Origin of the sequence: Enterococcus sp. DIV0802b, from assembly GCF_050543535.1 — a bacterium.
In the GTDB taxonomy this organism is placed as follows: Bacteria; Bacillota; Bacilli; order Lactobacillales; family Enterococcaceae; genus Enterococcus_D; species Enterococcus_D entomosocium.
This window is the reverse complement of the sequence record NZ_CP172941.1, coordinates 1,573,485-1,587,325: the sequence shown is the minus strand read 5'-3', so window position 1 is coordinate 1,587,325 and position 13,841 is coordinate 1,573,485. Positions and strand designations below refer to the sequence as shown.

The window sequence follows — 13,841 nt, the reverse complement described above, 5'->3', positions numbered from 1 at the left end:
GTGTTTTTCTCCTATTCATTTGTTATTCACGAGGATTTCTTAACGAAAAAATAACCTCTACGTCTTCCGCCCCAAGTACTTCTTTTAACCCCGTCGGATCTTCAATGACACCGATACGATTATAACCACCATAAGAATTGGTAAAGGTCTGATAAAACAGCACCAACGTATGACTATTCCAGCTCATGATTTCTCCTTCGTGAATGATCTCCGGCCGTTCTGTAGTCATTTCTGGCAAATTCTCAGAAAAACGATAATATTTCTCGTTGTTGTTCAAATCACTCATTGTCACCGTAAAGGGCATTTGATTCATTAGGTGCTCAGACACCTCATTTTCATAAAACTTCGCTAGAAAATCCTGTTGACCAACCGTAATGACGACAGCTGTTGCTGCTGAAAACTGCTGGACATTCTCTTGGCTAGCTTCCGATGAAGTTTCGTTAGCGGATTGCATATTGGTTCTCTCTGTTTCGCTTGTCCCACAGGCACTTAATAAGAACAGCAAAATAGCGGATATCAATTTTATAAGCATCTCTTCGCTCCTTTCTGGTGATGATTCTATGTAGAAGCGGGCAACTGAATGCGTATTTTCAAAAAAACACGACTGCTCAGCAGAGGCAGAGTGACCGAACAGTCGTGAAGATCGTTGTGGCTATTTAGTTCAAATGTTCTTGGAAGAATTGGGTCATTTGATCAAAAGGAATTACGTCTGTTTGATCATATAGATCAACGTGCGAAGCATTAGGAATGACCGTCAACTCTTTGTTATCGCCTTGTAATTGTTCAAAGGCGTCTTGACTGAAGTAAAGAGAGTGGGCTTCTTCCCCATGTAGTAATAAAACGGCGCTTTGGATCTCATCGATATACGACAAGAGCGGCATATTTAAGAACGACAGCGATGATGTCACGTTCCAACCGTCATTAGAATTTAACGAACGTTCATGATAGCCGCGTTCCGTTTTGTAGTAATCAAAATAATCTTGCATAAAGACCGGTGCATCCTCCGGTAGTGTATCTGGCACTCCACCTGCTCTATCGTAGCTACCGTTAGCAAAATCGACTGTCCGCTGGGCGTTCAGCTGTTGGCGCAATTCATGACGTCCTTCAGCCCCCATCTCATCAAAATAACCTTGAGCATTGACTCTCGACATGTCATACATAGTGGCGGAAACCGTCGCTTTCACACGGGTATCAATGGCTGCGGCATTCAATGCCATCCCGCCCCAACCGCAAATTCCGATCAAGCCGATTCTTTCTTCATCTACATTTTCTTGGACTGACAGAAAATCGACTGCTGCCTGAAAGTCTTCTGTATTGATATCTGGTGATGCCACATAGCGTGGTTCCCCACCGCTTTCGCCTGTGTATGAAGGATCAAAAGCGATCGTAACAAAACCTCGTTCAGCCATCGTTTGGGCATATAGACCAGATGTCTGTTCTTTGACTGCCCCAAAGGGTCCGCTAACCGCGATTGCTGGAAGTGGTCCTTGCGCATCAATTGGTTCATAAAGATCAGCAACTAAAGTGATGCCGTAGCGATTTTCAAAAGTTACTTTTCGGTGATTCACCGTGTCACTTTCTGGGAAAACTTTGTCCCATTCATCTGTAAATGAAACATTTTCTGTCATCGTTTCTCCTCCTGAACTGGCTTGTGTTGCTTCATTTGACTCCTCGTTATTGCTGCTGCAAGCACCTAAAATAAGTGGTGCTAGCATCAATAGTGATACAAGTGTCTTTTTTTTCCAATTTTTCATTTCATTCGCCTTCTTTCATGGTCAATCATCCTGTACCTTAGGGCGACATATACAACTCCTTTTCTCTTTTGATCTTTTGTTGATTACCGGTAACTCATAGATCAAAAGAGTGATTCTCGGATTAAATCTATTGTACTTCGCGGTCTTTTCCATGTAAAATATCAATATCAAATACCTAACTATTCATTATACGAATAGCAAGAGGAGCATTTTAAATGGAATTAAAAAATCTGACCACCTTTTTAGCAGTTGCAGACAAAGAGACAATTTCGGCTGCAGCAAAACATCTGCATCTTTCTCAACCTTCCTTGTCCCGACAATTGATGGAGCTAGAAAAAGAATTAGGCGTGACGTTATTCACCCGAGGCAATCGCAAAATCACATTAACAGAAGACGGACTGTTGTTTCGTAAACGGGCGGAAGAAATCGTAGAATTATTAGAAAAGACCCGCTCAGAATTTTTGTCGCCTCGAGATACGATCGCCGGCAATGTATCGATCGGAGCTGGAGAAACTTATGTGATTCAGTTGCTAGGAGCAATCATCAAAGAAATCCAAGTTGAATACCCCAACATCAAATTTCACTTTTATAGCGGCAACGCCGATGAGGTCAAAGAACGATTGGATAAAGGATTGTTGGATTTTGGTGTCGTAATCAGTCCAGCAGACGTCAAAAAGTACCATTCCTTACGCTTACCTGCCAAAGATACATGGGGCGTGTTGATGCGAAAAGACAGTCCTCTAGCTGTCAAAGAAGTCATTACCCCAAAAGATCTCTGGGACGTTCCCTTGATTACTTCGCGACAAAGTTTGGTCAGCAGTGAACTTTCTAAATGGTTGAAAAAAGACCTGAAAAAATTGACGGTCGTCGCCACATATAACCTTGTTTACAATGCATCAAAACTGGTAGAAGAAGGTGTCGGCTACGGCTTGACTCTAGATAAATTAGTCAACTTCGCCCCCGATAGCCAATTGTGTTTTAGAGAATTGAGTCCTGCACTGGAATCAAACCTTGACGTTATCTGGAAAAACACCCAAGTTTTTTCAAAAGCTTCTGGACTTTTCTTGGAGCGGATGAAGGAACAGTTTTCGGAGGATAGGTATTGAAAAACAAAAAACGAGGTGTTTCATCTTTCACATGAAACACCTCGTTTTTCTTTATTAAATGAGATGATTTATTGGCTAAAATCAGTTAAGGCATTCCCGTTCTTTAACTTGGACGTCTTTTTCCATCCACTGAAATAGATGAAAAAATAGCCTATCTCCTTTAAATCACGACTCTTTATTACGAGACTTCCTAAAAAGCCATTGCGCATTCCGATAGCTATGGGTAAAAATATACAAATTTCCTTAGCTTTTAAGAACGACAAATATAAGAATTTTATTTTTTCGAAAGAAAATTGCTTAAATAGAATGCTTTCGAAACTCAGCGATTTGGTAAATATCACTCAAAGGAACGTCACTCGCTACATCAAAAATCACAGAAAAAAACTTCATTTTCGTGCCATTGGTCGGCGCCTTATGAATCCTTTCTTTTGTGTCATCATTGATTGATAGAGACAATAACTGTGTTCGGACTTTCTCGCTAAAGTGAAAGGAGACTTTGAAGAAGCCCTCCCACATCGAAAGCCAAAAAATTGGTTTCACTTTATTCGTCCCACGAGTCGTTGTCCATTTGTATTCGCCTTTGGATAACCACGCTTTCCCATCTTGGTAATAGCGCCAATCCATAAGAGAGATTCCCTCGTTTTTAAGCGTTTCGACAAAACGTTGATAAATGGCATATCCCTCACCCAGTGATTCCGCAATCAGTTGCTCTGTTGGTTTCACGTTTTTGTCTCGAAACAATTGCTCTTTGCCTTCCATCCTTTCGCTCAACTCCTTGCGCTTTTTTTAGGTTTTTGCTACGTTACAATTTAATTTTGTTGATATCATCAGTGATGACCCAATCGTCCATATTTTTTTCACGATTGTACTGAAATGGCGTTATTTCTTCTAATTCAGCGATTTCATAGACCGCTAGATACTTTTTCCCTGCCCAACGATCGACTTGCTTTTTCGATAGATTCAACTCTTTTTCATAGCGTTCTACAAAATCTATGGATTCTTCTTTCGTCATCTTTTAAGATTCAGTCACATTGGCAATGATGCCCCGATGAGTGATGGTCAAATCGCCTCCGGTCTCCACAAAATAAACAAGATCGTTGATTTTGGCTCTTCCTCCTAAGGGTGATTTTCTGCCAGCTGACCCCCGAATGATCATTGTTTTGTCGCCATGAATCAGTTTCTCAAGCTCTTTGGCTTCCTTATTTAAATAGACCAAATGTTCTGCCCGCCCAGCTTTTCCTTGATACCATTCTGCTGTTTTTGTCATAAGAAGTTCCTCTTTTCATATGAATTGTTTTTTAGCGTTGTCCATTCCATGCTGAATGGTTATTGGAACATTTTTTCAATCGTGTATAGGTGAGAGCTGCAACTGTTTCGATTGATGAATGAATAAAAACATTTGTGCAAAGGCATCTGGGATACCGCATTGGTCAAATGTTTCCGCATCTTCTTTCGTTTCGAACTTGGTGATGTCAGCCCAAGTTTCTCAATCTACTAATCATTCAAAAGAAAGGTATCCTCTTTGTTTGAAAATGTATTCACGGTTGAATTGTTCAACGACTGGAACAAATTCTGCTGTTGAAGCACCTTTTATTAATTTGTATAAGTTATGAAATGCAACCTGTCCCATCGTGTGTTTCTCCTTTCCGATTCCCTCAAGAAACAGAGCATTTAAACAACTAATAGTCGTCGATTCAACATTCGAATGACTTTTTAACATCCCGTTGTATTTTTCCCTATAATTTCTAAACAGTTGCAACAAAAAGTCCGTTCATCTGAAGAGCATCCGATACTAAAACGATCACTCAATCACTTCCCCTAAAAGCTTGTCGTGGGGAACGATCAAACATTTCTCGATTGCTTTCCAATAGCTTTCATACAGCCTTTTTTGGGCTTTGCCATAGTTTTCTTCGGTATCAAACTCCCAATAGTGGGCATATTTCACACATTTTATGACTCTTGTCAATGGATCAGGCAGGCGTCCTTCCTTGATGGTGCTCATTTCTTTAATGTAATGGGTTCGTTTCATTAATCGAAAGAACAAAGCCCCCTCCATGGCCTTCATTGCCTCTGTTGCTTCCTGCATGATTGCTTCAAAGGTATCGACTTCACTTGGTTTTACTTGATAAATACTGATTTCTGAAAACACTCCGACCGCTCCTTTCACTTGTGATTTTCTTCTCAATTATAGTATACCAAGTTTACGCCGTTGATAGTTTGGTCATTTTATTCATTTCTCATTTATCTTCCGTTTATTATTGATTTGGCCTCCTATATGCGGGATCAAATTGCTAGATTTTAAATTCTTAAAAGACTAGCAGCCAAGCTTTATCCGTAGTCACCTGCTTGCCATAGTCATTAAAAGGATCATAAAGCTTTCGCCTACAAAAAAAGCAATCAACTTTTGACAGTAGACTGCTTTTTCTTAACGCTCATTATTGCAAAAGGAATGGTTTTAGCTCTGTCTCGATAAAGTCGATTCGATCAAAGACAGTTGGCTTAAAATAAGCCGTAATAGCAATGACGCAATCTGATTCGGGATCAATATAAAGGACATTTCCGCTATTACCGATGGCGGCATAGGTGCTTTTCTCAGTATCCAAAATCCACCACAAATATCCATAACTCATGTTTTGAAATTTCTCTATGTTTGTCTCTAGCGGATTGACCATTTCAGTGAGCCATTGTGAGGAAATCACTTGTTTCCCTTGATGGATGCCTTGGTTCAAGCATAGCTCACCGATTTTGGCTAAATCTTTTGCTGAAAGGCATAGCCCGTAACCTGCCGCCCCAATATTTAAAGGATCGCAAAACCAAACTGGTTTTTTTGGTGCCTTGCTCATTGTAAAGTGCTTATGTTCTTGTGCCGTTTTCGCATAATAATTGGTTATTTCGGCTACACCAAGAGGGCGAAATAAATAATGGTTCGCATAATCAACGGTCGTCATTCCAGAAGCTTTCGCTAACAAACCAGTGAGGATCTGCAGACAAACGGTTTGATAATTGAATTCATTTGTCACTCCTTTTCTTCCTCCCAATAAATCAAGGGAGGCGCTGGTCCAGTCGTGACTCGAACAAACTTTTGTCCATGGATCACCTTTGCATTTATACGGGGCTCGCATCGTTAATAGGTGTTTGATGGTAATATCGTGAATCGTTTTTTCGCCCCGTTTTACGGAATAGTCTGGAAAATAATCGAGTACTTTGTCATTGACACTCCTGATGAGGCCTTGATCTATCGCTATTCCGACTAGTAGAGAAACGATACTTTTCGTAGCGGACATAAGGTGGCAAGTATCGTCTGGCTTATACTCATGCCATTCATCCGAGTAAACTTCCTTTCCATTTTGGTAGGCAGAAATTTGGCAAATATTGGGCTGGTTTTTACTGATACATGCATGCAGTTCTTGTCTGTTCATTTGTGAAGCCTCCCTTCAAAGATAAGCATTGTACCATTAAAAATTGTTTTCAATGTTATTTTTAAAATTGTTTTTGAAAGGACTTTTAAAAGACTACTTCAGAGGAACAAACAAAAAAGGCCCTCAATGATAGAGGTACCTTACATAAAACTTTCGAATATCGATTTTTGATTTCTATCCAGTTTTTTTGCGAGTATCGTTATCAGCAATTCTTCTAATGCTGAAATAGTGCCGATGACTCCCAAAATCAAGACAACAATTCTTTCATGGAATATTATGAGCAGCAATGGAAAAATACATAAAAGAAATCCGACTGCTTTGTTGAGCCATGTATGCAGACTGCTAAAAGACTGAAATTTTACATAGCCAATCAGATAACTGACGAAGCGGATGATAGCGATCACCAAGATCCAAACCATGATCGTTTGGGTTTCCAAAAGCTGCGGTAGAAAAGAAAGAAAGACAGCGAGAAAAAAGCTTACATCTGCGAAACTATCTAGTAAGGCACCGACCTCACTCGTGAGGTTCATCCTTCTTGCTAGTAGCCCATCGACAAGGTCACTTAAAAAACAATAGGAATAAAGCAGCCAAAACCAGCCAGACATTGGCTGAAGGAATAGTAAAAGTGGTGCTAGAATCAGTCGAGAAGTAGTAATGATATTGGGTAATTGCTTCATTTGTTCCCCCTGAAATACATTTTCTGAATACCTAAGATTGCTGCAAGTTTTTTAAAGAAGCTCAGAAACGTTAAAATGTTCTTTCTTCTAAGCATTTCGGCGATGCCCCCTATCAAAGTCTCACAGCTAGTCCCTAATGCTCCTATAAAAATCGTATCCGTTCTGTACTATCTGGTATCTGATTCCGAACCTTTATCCATCGTCCTGCTCGGTAAACCTCGTATTCTTCAAAGCGGCAAGGCAGCCCTTTTGCATGGGCGATATCGTTACTGTCCATCACTTGAAAATGCAGATGAGGCGAAGTCGAATTGCCGGAATGACCGACATTGCCAATCACCATCCCTTTGGTGATTTTTTGTCCTACGGAAACTTTGATGGATCCTTTTTGCAAATGGACGAATGCCATATATACGCCCTCAGAAGCTTTTATCACAATGTAGTTGCCAGCTATTTGTTGATACTCATCTTTTTGTTCATTAAAAAACAAGCCATTTTTTAAAGCAATCGAAAAATCGACAACCCAATGAACGACTTTGCGTTCCCGATAGCCCTCTCCTACAACAATCACTTCACCATCACAGGGCGCATAGATTTCTTTGCCCCAACAATAACAGTTCTCAAGGGGAACTCCTAAGAAGAAATAGCGCAGAAAGCTTCGGTCGTGAAAAGCTTTTGTTTTCCCCTCAAAATCGACTTGTAAAAAATCAAACGCATAACGTAACCCCATTCGATCGGTGCCATGACTAGGAATCTTCTTGGCTGGTGTAGTCGGCGCAAGCCACTCACCTCTTAAGGGAAATTCAATGGTTATCGGCTGCTCTTTCATAGGACTTTCTCCTTTTTGGATCACATGATCTCTTTTATTTGGAAATGACTATCAGCCTCGCGGCAATCTATACCTGTGCTTTACTCCTTTTCACTATAGGTCACCTAAGCCTTTTTTTCAACTCTAAAAAAGTGGGCTAATAGGAGTAGCTAAAAAAAAACACCTCAATCATATAGTGATTCCAAAAAGTTAGATCAAAAATTCTAACTTCTAGAAGTCGCTTCATGGATGAGGTGTTCTCACATTCTATTTTACTGTAGGTCCTGTCGGTGACGACTGTTCGACTAACTTTTTTTAACGGCTATTGTTTTCGCTCCACAAGTCGGTAGTAGACTCTTGCAGTGATGAAATACACCAGTAAATAGATCATTGTAAACAGCAGAACAGAGATCATCGATACCGTGATCAATAAGTTGCGATCTGTCAGACCAAAAAGAAGCAATAACTTCCGAATCATCGGCAAAGCAAATGCGAGATGGATGATCGCTACCGCCAATGGAAATGAGAAAATCATCAAGACTTGCTGCTGGATCACTTGTTTGACTTCCTTATGGCTTAACCCAACTTTTTGCAAGATCTCAAAGCGTTCTTTGTCCTCCATCCCTTCGGAAACTTGTTTATAATAAATGATCAATGCGGCAGCTAAAATAAAGACCACACCAAAAATCAAGCCTAAGAAGAAGAAGCCGCCGGTAAAGGTTTTGGTCTCACCTTCAAAAAGATCTTTTGACTGAACGCTCGCATGAGCATCTGCTGCCAGAAGTTCGCTGCGAATCTCTTTTGCGATCGCTTCGCGATCGCTTGCTTGAAAATTAAAGACTGTTGTTGTCATTGGTTGCTGGTAAAGTTGAAAATCTTCTTTTTGATACCAAGAGCTTAGCTTTTCAGTAAGCCACTGATCATCCGCCACAAGAACAAGATGCTGAACCGGGTTTTCTGTTTTCGTGAATGTTGGCAGTTCCTTCAATTCCCGCAAACGAAATTGACGATCATCGATCGTGGTCTTTTCTGGTAATGCTTGTTGGGTCCAAGTTGCGGGAAAAACAAATAATTCACCTTCAGCAGGTCCTGTTTTCCCACTGATTTCATGGTATTCAGAACTGGTAAGAAAAATAAGATACACGGCTTTATCTAAACTACCGCTATTTTCTTCAAAAGTGGTTGAGGGAACAAAATTTGGTTCCTCAAAGGTAAAAAGCAATGGTCTTGTTGTAGTGACTTGCTGGCGCTCTTTGATCGTTAGCTTCTCTTCAAGTCCATCAATCACTGTGTTGATTTGCTGGGAATCAGCCGCTGACTCAATTTGAACATCGTATGGAAAACGAGTTTCGATCACATTCTTTTGTCCAAAGTAAAGACTGGCGGTCGTAGCAACTGTCACTAACACCATCGTTGATAAAATACAAATACTTGCTAAACCAGCCGCATTTTGTTTCATCCGATACAGCATGGTAGAGACATTGATAAAATGGGTCGTTTGATAATAATAGGTCGTTCGTTTTCTTAAAAACTGCAACGCTTTGATACTGCCAGAAATAAACAACAGATAGGTGGCTAAAATCACGAGGATCACTGCGACAAAGAACAGGCCTAAGGCACTGATGGGAGACTTGATCGTCACAGAGATCGTATAGCCGGCTACTAAACAAAGGACACCTAATAGTGCTAAAATGCCTTTCGCACGAGGCTCTTTTTCATTACGCTTGCTTCCCTGTAGCAGTTGAAGTGGGTTGGTTTTGCGTACTTGCAACAGGTCAATTAAAAATAGACAACCAAACACGCACATAAAATAGAGGATCACAAATCCAATGCTCTCAAATGAAAGTTTAAAAACAAAGAATTCGCCTACGGCTAAGATTTTCTTCAGAATCAAAAATCCTAATCGTGCAAACAATAAGCCGCTGATCAACCCGGCCGCAAGACTAATAAGAAAACTGTAAAAGAGTTCCCAAAAGACCACGAAGGCTATCTCGCGTTTTCCTAGTCCCAAAACATTGTAGAGACCAAATTCTTTTTTTCGCTGCTTGATCAAAAAGTTATTGGTGTAAAAGGAAAAGATCGCCGCAAAGATCATCAGGATGATATTTCCTAAATGAAACATGAAAATGGCGCTTTGACTACTAGGAAGTTCCTTCATCCCCGGATTGTTCACGATGATTTGCGTCATCATCAAAACAGCTACCAAGAAACTCATGGATACTAAAAAGGGTGTGTAGGCTTTGGCATTTTTACGTAAATTGGAGAAGGCGATTTTTTGAAAGAACATTCGTTACTCCTCCTTCGCAAAAACAGCAGTCATTGTTTCGGCGATTGCTTCTAGAAAAGCGGTATCACTCCGTTCTCCTCGATACAACTGGTGAAATACATACCCGTCTTTGATAAACAAGACGCGTTGTGCGCGACTGGCTGCGATCGAACTGTGGGTGACCATCACGATCGTCTGTCCGTTTTGATTGATCTGCTGAAATAATGTCAGTAGTTGATCAGAGGTTTTCGAATCCAGCGCTCCGGTTGGCTCATCTGCTAATAGCAGTTCTGGTTTTGTGATGATCGCTCGTGCGACGGCAACACGTTGCTTTTGTCCGCCAGACAATTCATACGGGTAATGCTGCAATAAATCGGCGATCCCTAAAGTTTGTACAATAGGCTGAAGCTGCAATTCCATTTGTTTGACGCAAACTTTCGATAAAACTAATGGCAATAAAATATTGTCCTTTACCGTAAAAGTGTCCAATAAATTAAAGTCTTGAAAGACAAAGCCTAAGTGATCCCGTCGAAAACTTGCTGCATCTTTTTCTTTGATGGTGGTCAAATCGATGCCATTCAGCTGCATCTCACCCGCTGTCGGTTGGTCTAACGTCGCCATCAAGTTCAGTAGCGTACTCTTCCCCGAACCTGATTCCCCCATGATGGCTACATATTCCCCTTCTTCTACCTTAAAGGTGATATTCTTCAACGCTTCGACGGGTTGCCCATTCAGCTGGCTTTGATAGATTTTTTTTACTTGTTGAATGTTTAAAAGTGTCATCTTGTTCCCTCCTTCCTTTTTAGAATAAGCTGACTGGCAGAAAAAAGCGACTTACAATAAAAACCGCAAACTTACAGTGTTGAAAGTTTGCGGCTATCGGTTATTTGTGGTGGGAAAATGAAGTGTGACGATGGTTCCCTGTCCCACTTCAGAATCAATCGCTAAACGGCAGCCGATTTTTTCAGCCGCTTGTTGACTCATATATAAGCCTAGCCCGCTCGCTCGTTGCTGAAAGCGACCATTTTGTCCCGTATATCCTTTCTCAAACACCCTTGGCAAGTCTTCCTTACGAATACCAATGCCGCTATCTTGAATCACTAAGGCATTGTCTTTAGTGAAAACATTAATGCCACCGGTTTCAGTATACTTCAAGCTGTTGAAAAGAACCTGTTCAAAAATAAAAATGAGCCACTTTCGATCAGATGTCACCGTCAAATCCACTGCCATATCCAGTTGCAGATTCTTTTTCGAGAAAAACAAGGCATACTTTTTGATTGTTTGACGAACAAGGGGCTCTAAAGCAATCGACTCAAAGACAAAATCATCATTCGCTAAATTTTGTCGCAAATAATTCAACATCATTTGCAAGTAATCGTTCACCTTAAATAATTCCGCTTTGACCTCCGTCGGTGACAGGGTATCGCTTTGAACCAAAAGATCCAACGCCGCTAGAGGCGTTTTGATTTGATGAAGCCACAAGCCGAAATCTTCATAAATTTCTTCATTTTTCACGGTCGCTTTGTATTCAGACAGAGTTTTTTCTTTTGCCATCTGCCTAAGAAGCGTTTGATACTCGTCTTCTAGCCGATTTCGAGTGGTCGGCAAGAACGCCAACGCCGCTTCCGTCATACGTTCTTTTCTTAATAAATGCTGTAGCTGCTTTCTTTTTTGTGCGTAACGAAAATAATGAAAAAGGGAAAGACCTCCTAAAATCACCCCTGAAAAAACCGCATAGTCAATGAAGGGTTCTAATGGAAGGCTGTGAAGAAAGAATAACCCTAGTAGACCCGCACTAAATAGCAGGTAAACGAGATAAAACTTTCCATACAACACGAAATATTCTTTCACATTAGTCATAGGCGTGTTCCTTTTCTATCAAATAGCCTTTATTCTTTACCGTTTGGATCAAATCGGATAGTTCGATCTGGCTCAATTTTTTTCGCAAACGAGTCATATTGACGGCTAATGTATTGTTATCGATGAACTCTTCACTATTCCAGAGCATTTCAATGATGGTCTCTTTGGCTACGATCTTCCCTCGATGCTGCAAAAGCAAGGAAAGAATCCGAGCTTCATTTGGAGAAAGCGGCAACTGTTCCCCCTGATTTTTTAATACATTTTCTGTTGGATAAAAGGTTACTTGCCCTATGTCAAAGGTCAGCGATTGTTGGTGGCTATACTGATAGCTGCGCCGCAGCAACGCTTGGATTTTTGCCAAAACGAAGGCTAAATCAAAGGGTTTTGTTAAATAATCATCCGCCCCCATGTTCATCGCCATGATTTGATTCATCTGCTGATCCATCGACGAAAGAAAAATGATCGGTACTTCTGACGCCTTGCGAATTTCTTGGCACCAATGATACCCATTGTAATAAGGCAAGGAGATATCTAAAAGAACGAGATCAGGTTTGATGTCGTGAAACTCTTGCAAGAGTTCAGCAAAATTCTTGGCCGAATGGCATTCGTATCCCCACTGCTGCAAATAATCGGCTAAAACAGAGACGATCGTCGCATCATCTTCAACCAGATAGATTCTTTGCATGTCTTTCTCCCCTCTGTTGATTATTCGGTCGGTTCTTTAGAGACAGTGTACCAGAAAAGAAAAAGAATCGTCTAGATGGAGGAACATTCCAAAGGACTGTTTTTTCCTTAATCTTTTGCCAAGTGAGCAAGGATTTCTTGGTACCGTCGGGTGGCGAAGGAACTAATTTGTCCTTTTTTACAAAAATTCAGTTTCCCCAGTTTTGGTACAACCCGTTCTACAATAACATTGCCATTTTTAACTTTCGATTCAAACTGCTGCAAAGCCTCCAGAAACCGTGCGTCTTTTCTGGCAGAAGGATAAAAAGACAAGACATACAGATAATAAAAAAGATTGTACCCTCTAAAGGGGTATTCTGTCTGCATAAACAATGTGCCCATTCCGTAATGACAGGGACTGATTGGCTGACGAATCTCCCAATGAGCAAGCAAGCATTCGATTGCTTGATTAAGTGTTTCCATCTGTTCACGATCATGAGTATATCGAAAGGCATCAAGGACCGTTAACGTCGTCATCGGGGTTGAATAGCGGGTCTCCGGGCCGCGACCAAAACTGTATTTATTGCACTTCCAGCCGCCATCTGTTTCCTGAGTAGCAAGAAAATAGTGAAAGGTCTGTTGTAGCCGCGGGTCCCTTGCGTAACCAAGAGCACACAGCGTTCGCAAAGCCAGCGCTGTATGACAGGGATAAATCCCCCCTGATGGCGAAATTTTAAATCTGCCATCTTCTCTCCATCCTTGAAAGATCAATGCAGCGGTCTCTTTTAATAAGTTCTCCTCAGGCGACATACCAAGTTCAAGCAAATAATGAGGACACTCTAAGGTTGTAAAGGGTGCTCCTTTCAGTAATTTATGGTCTGGCGTCGACCATAAATCGGCGCCATGATCATATTGACGGGAAATGATCGCTTCGATATCTTGCTGAACCGTCTGATCCATATTGTTCCTCCTCCATTTCTTAAGTGCCCTGCAATCAACGCAACAATCCTTATTGACCCACAATGCAACAGCTTCTAGAATGATAAAATCGACGTTTTTCAACACATGAGTTAGATTTTTGTATTCGAATTGTCCAAATAAATTTTAGGAACCAACGAGTTTTTCAGGATGGACGTACTTAAAACAAGAGTGTTCAGATTTTCCTGATGACAGGTTCTAAAAAAGTTTCTCTCTAAACTCGCCTGATTATGCTAGCCCCTTAATGAAAGATCACCTTAATAAGAACGCGCTCACGCAATAATTTAATGCCACACTCTTCTAGTTAAAGGAA

At 40.9% G+C, this 13,841-nt stretch carries 14 protein-coding genes and 1 pseudogene; 1 reads left to right on the top strand and 14 read right to left on the bottom strand.

The annotated features are described in order from the left end of the window. Positions 1-22 precede the first annotated feature (22 nt). Both IGJ12_RS07535 and IGJ12_RS07530 read right to left on the bottom strand, forming a co-directional pair. Positions 23-532, bottom strand: coding sequence for a cyclophilin-like fold protein (locus IGJ12_RS07535; RefSeq protein ID WP_008381393.1), 510 nt, complete (start codon positions 530-532; stop codon positions 23-25). Positions 533-656: 124 nt separating this feature from the next. Continuing rightward, a complete protein-coding gene (locus IGJ12_RS07530; protein ID WP_430619531.1) occupies positions 657-1,754 on the bottom strand; it encodes an alpha/beta hydrolase in 1,098 nt (365 codons plus the stop codon). 215 nt (positions 1,755-1,969) lie between these two features. Between IGJ12_RS07530 and IGJ12_RS07525 the strand changes: the two genes are divergently transcribed. Then, positions 1,970-2,860 (top strand): LysR family transcriptional regulator, encoded by an 891-nt coding sequence (locus IGJ12_RS07525; protein WP_430619530.1) that lies wholly within the window; start codon positions 1,970-1,972, stop codon positions 2,858-2,860. Between the two features lie 297 nt (positions 2,861-3,157). Here the strand turns inward: IGJ12_RS07525 and IGJ12_RS07520 are convergent, their stop codons facing one another. The 12 genes and pseudogenes from IGJ12_RS07520 to IGJ12_RS07465 all read right to left on the bottom strand — a co-directional run bounded on the left by IGJ12_RS07520 (position 3,158) and on the right by IGJ12_RS07465 (position 13,510). Continuing rightward, the gene (locus IGJ12_RS07520) at positions 3,158-3,619 is read right to left on the bottom strand and encodes a DUF3788 family protein (RefSeq protein WP_430619529.1); all 462 of its coding nucleotides are present in this window, start codon (positions 3,617-3,619) and stop codon (positions 3,158-3,160) included. Between the two features lie 43 nt (positions 3,620-3,662). After that, positions 3,663-4,127 (bottom strand): annotated as a pseudogene (locus IGJ12_RS07515) (hypothetical protein). A gap of 231 nt (positions 4,128-4,358) precedes the next feature. After that, positions 4,359-4,490, bottom strand: a complete 132-nt coding sequence (locus IGJ12_RS07510; protein ID WP_008381400.1) for a hypothetical protein — start codon at positions 4,488-4,490, stop codon at positions 4,359-4,361. Positions 4,491-4,661: 171 nt separating this feature from the next. Next, complete coding sequence (locus IGJ12_RS07505) at positions 4,662-5,027, bottom strand: hypothetical protein (protein ID WP_005236340.1); 366 nt, start codon at positions 5,025-5,027, stop codon at positions 4,662-4,664. Positions 5,028-5,295: 268 nt separating this feature from the next. Next, on the bottom strand, positions 5,296-6,279 hold the full coding sequence (locus IGJ12_RS07500; RefSeq protein WP_430619528.1) for a serine hydrolase domain-containing protein: 984 nt from the start codon (positions 6,277-6,279) through the stop codon (positions 5,296-5,298). 140 nt (positions 6,280-6,419) lie between these two features. Next, positions 6,420-6,956: a CDP-alcohol phosphatidyltransferase family protein gene (locus tag IGJ12_RS07495; RefSeq protein WP_005236344.1), complete on the bottom strand. Its 537-nt coding sequence runs from the start codon at positions 6,954-6,956 to the stop codon at positions 6,420-6,422. 142 nt (positions 6,957-7,098) lie between these two features. Continuing rightward, positions 7,099-7,782 carry a M23 family metallopeptidase gene (locus IGJ12_RS07490; protein ID WP_087664201.1) on the bottom strand — a complete coding sequence of 228 codons (684 nt, stop codon included), beginning with the start codon at positions 7,780-7,782 and terminating at the stop codon, positions 7,099-7,101. A 301-nt stretch (positions 7,783-8,083) separates the two neighbouring features. Continuing rightward, the gene (locus tag IGJ12_RS07485; protein WP_430619527.1) at positions 8,084-10,048 is read right to left on the bottom strand and encodes an FtsX-like permease family protein; all 1,965 of its coding nucleotides are present in this window, start codon (positions 10,046-10,048) and stop codon (positions 8,084-8,086) included. 3 nt (positions 10,049-10,051) lie between these two features. After that, positions 10,052-10,810 carry an ABC transporter ATP-binding protein gene (locus IGJ12_RS07480; protein ID WP_086332323.1) on the bottom strand — a complete coding sequence of 253 codons (759 nt, stop codon included), beginning with the start codon at positions 10,808-10,810 and terminating at the stop codon, positions 10,052-10,054. Positions 10,811-10,903: 93 nt separating this feature from the next. Next, entirely contained in the window at positions 10,904-11,887 is a 984-nt protein-coding gene (locus IGJ12_RS07475) for a sensor histidine kinase (RefSeq protein ID WP_086317327.1), read from the bottom strand. Continuing rightward, positions 11,880-12,572 carry a response regulator transcription factor gene (locus tag IGJ12_RS07470; protein ID WP_086299510.1) on the bottom strand — a complete coding sequence of 231 codons (693 nt, stop codon included), beginning with the start codon at positions 12,570-12,572 and terminating at the stop codon, positions 11,880-11,882. Before IGJ12_RS07470 ends, IGJ12_RS07475 begins: the two co-directional genes overlap by 8 nt. A 107-nt stretch (positions 12,573-12,679) precedes the next feature. Beyond that, complete coding sequence (locus IGJ12_RS07465) at positions 12,680-13,510, bottom strand: prenyltransferase (RefSeq protein ID WP_430619526.1); 831 nt, start codon at positions 13,508-13,510, stop codon at positions 12,680-12,682. Positions 13,511-13,841: the final 331 nt, after the last annotated feature.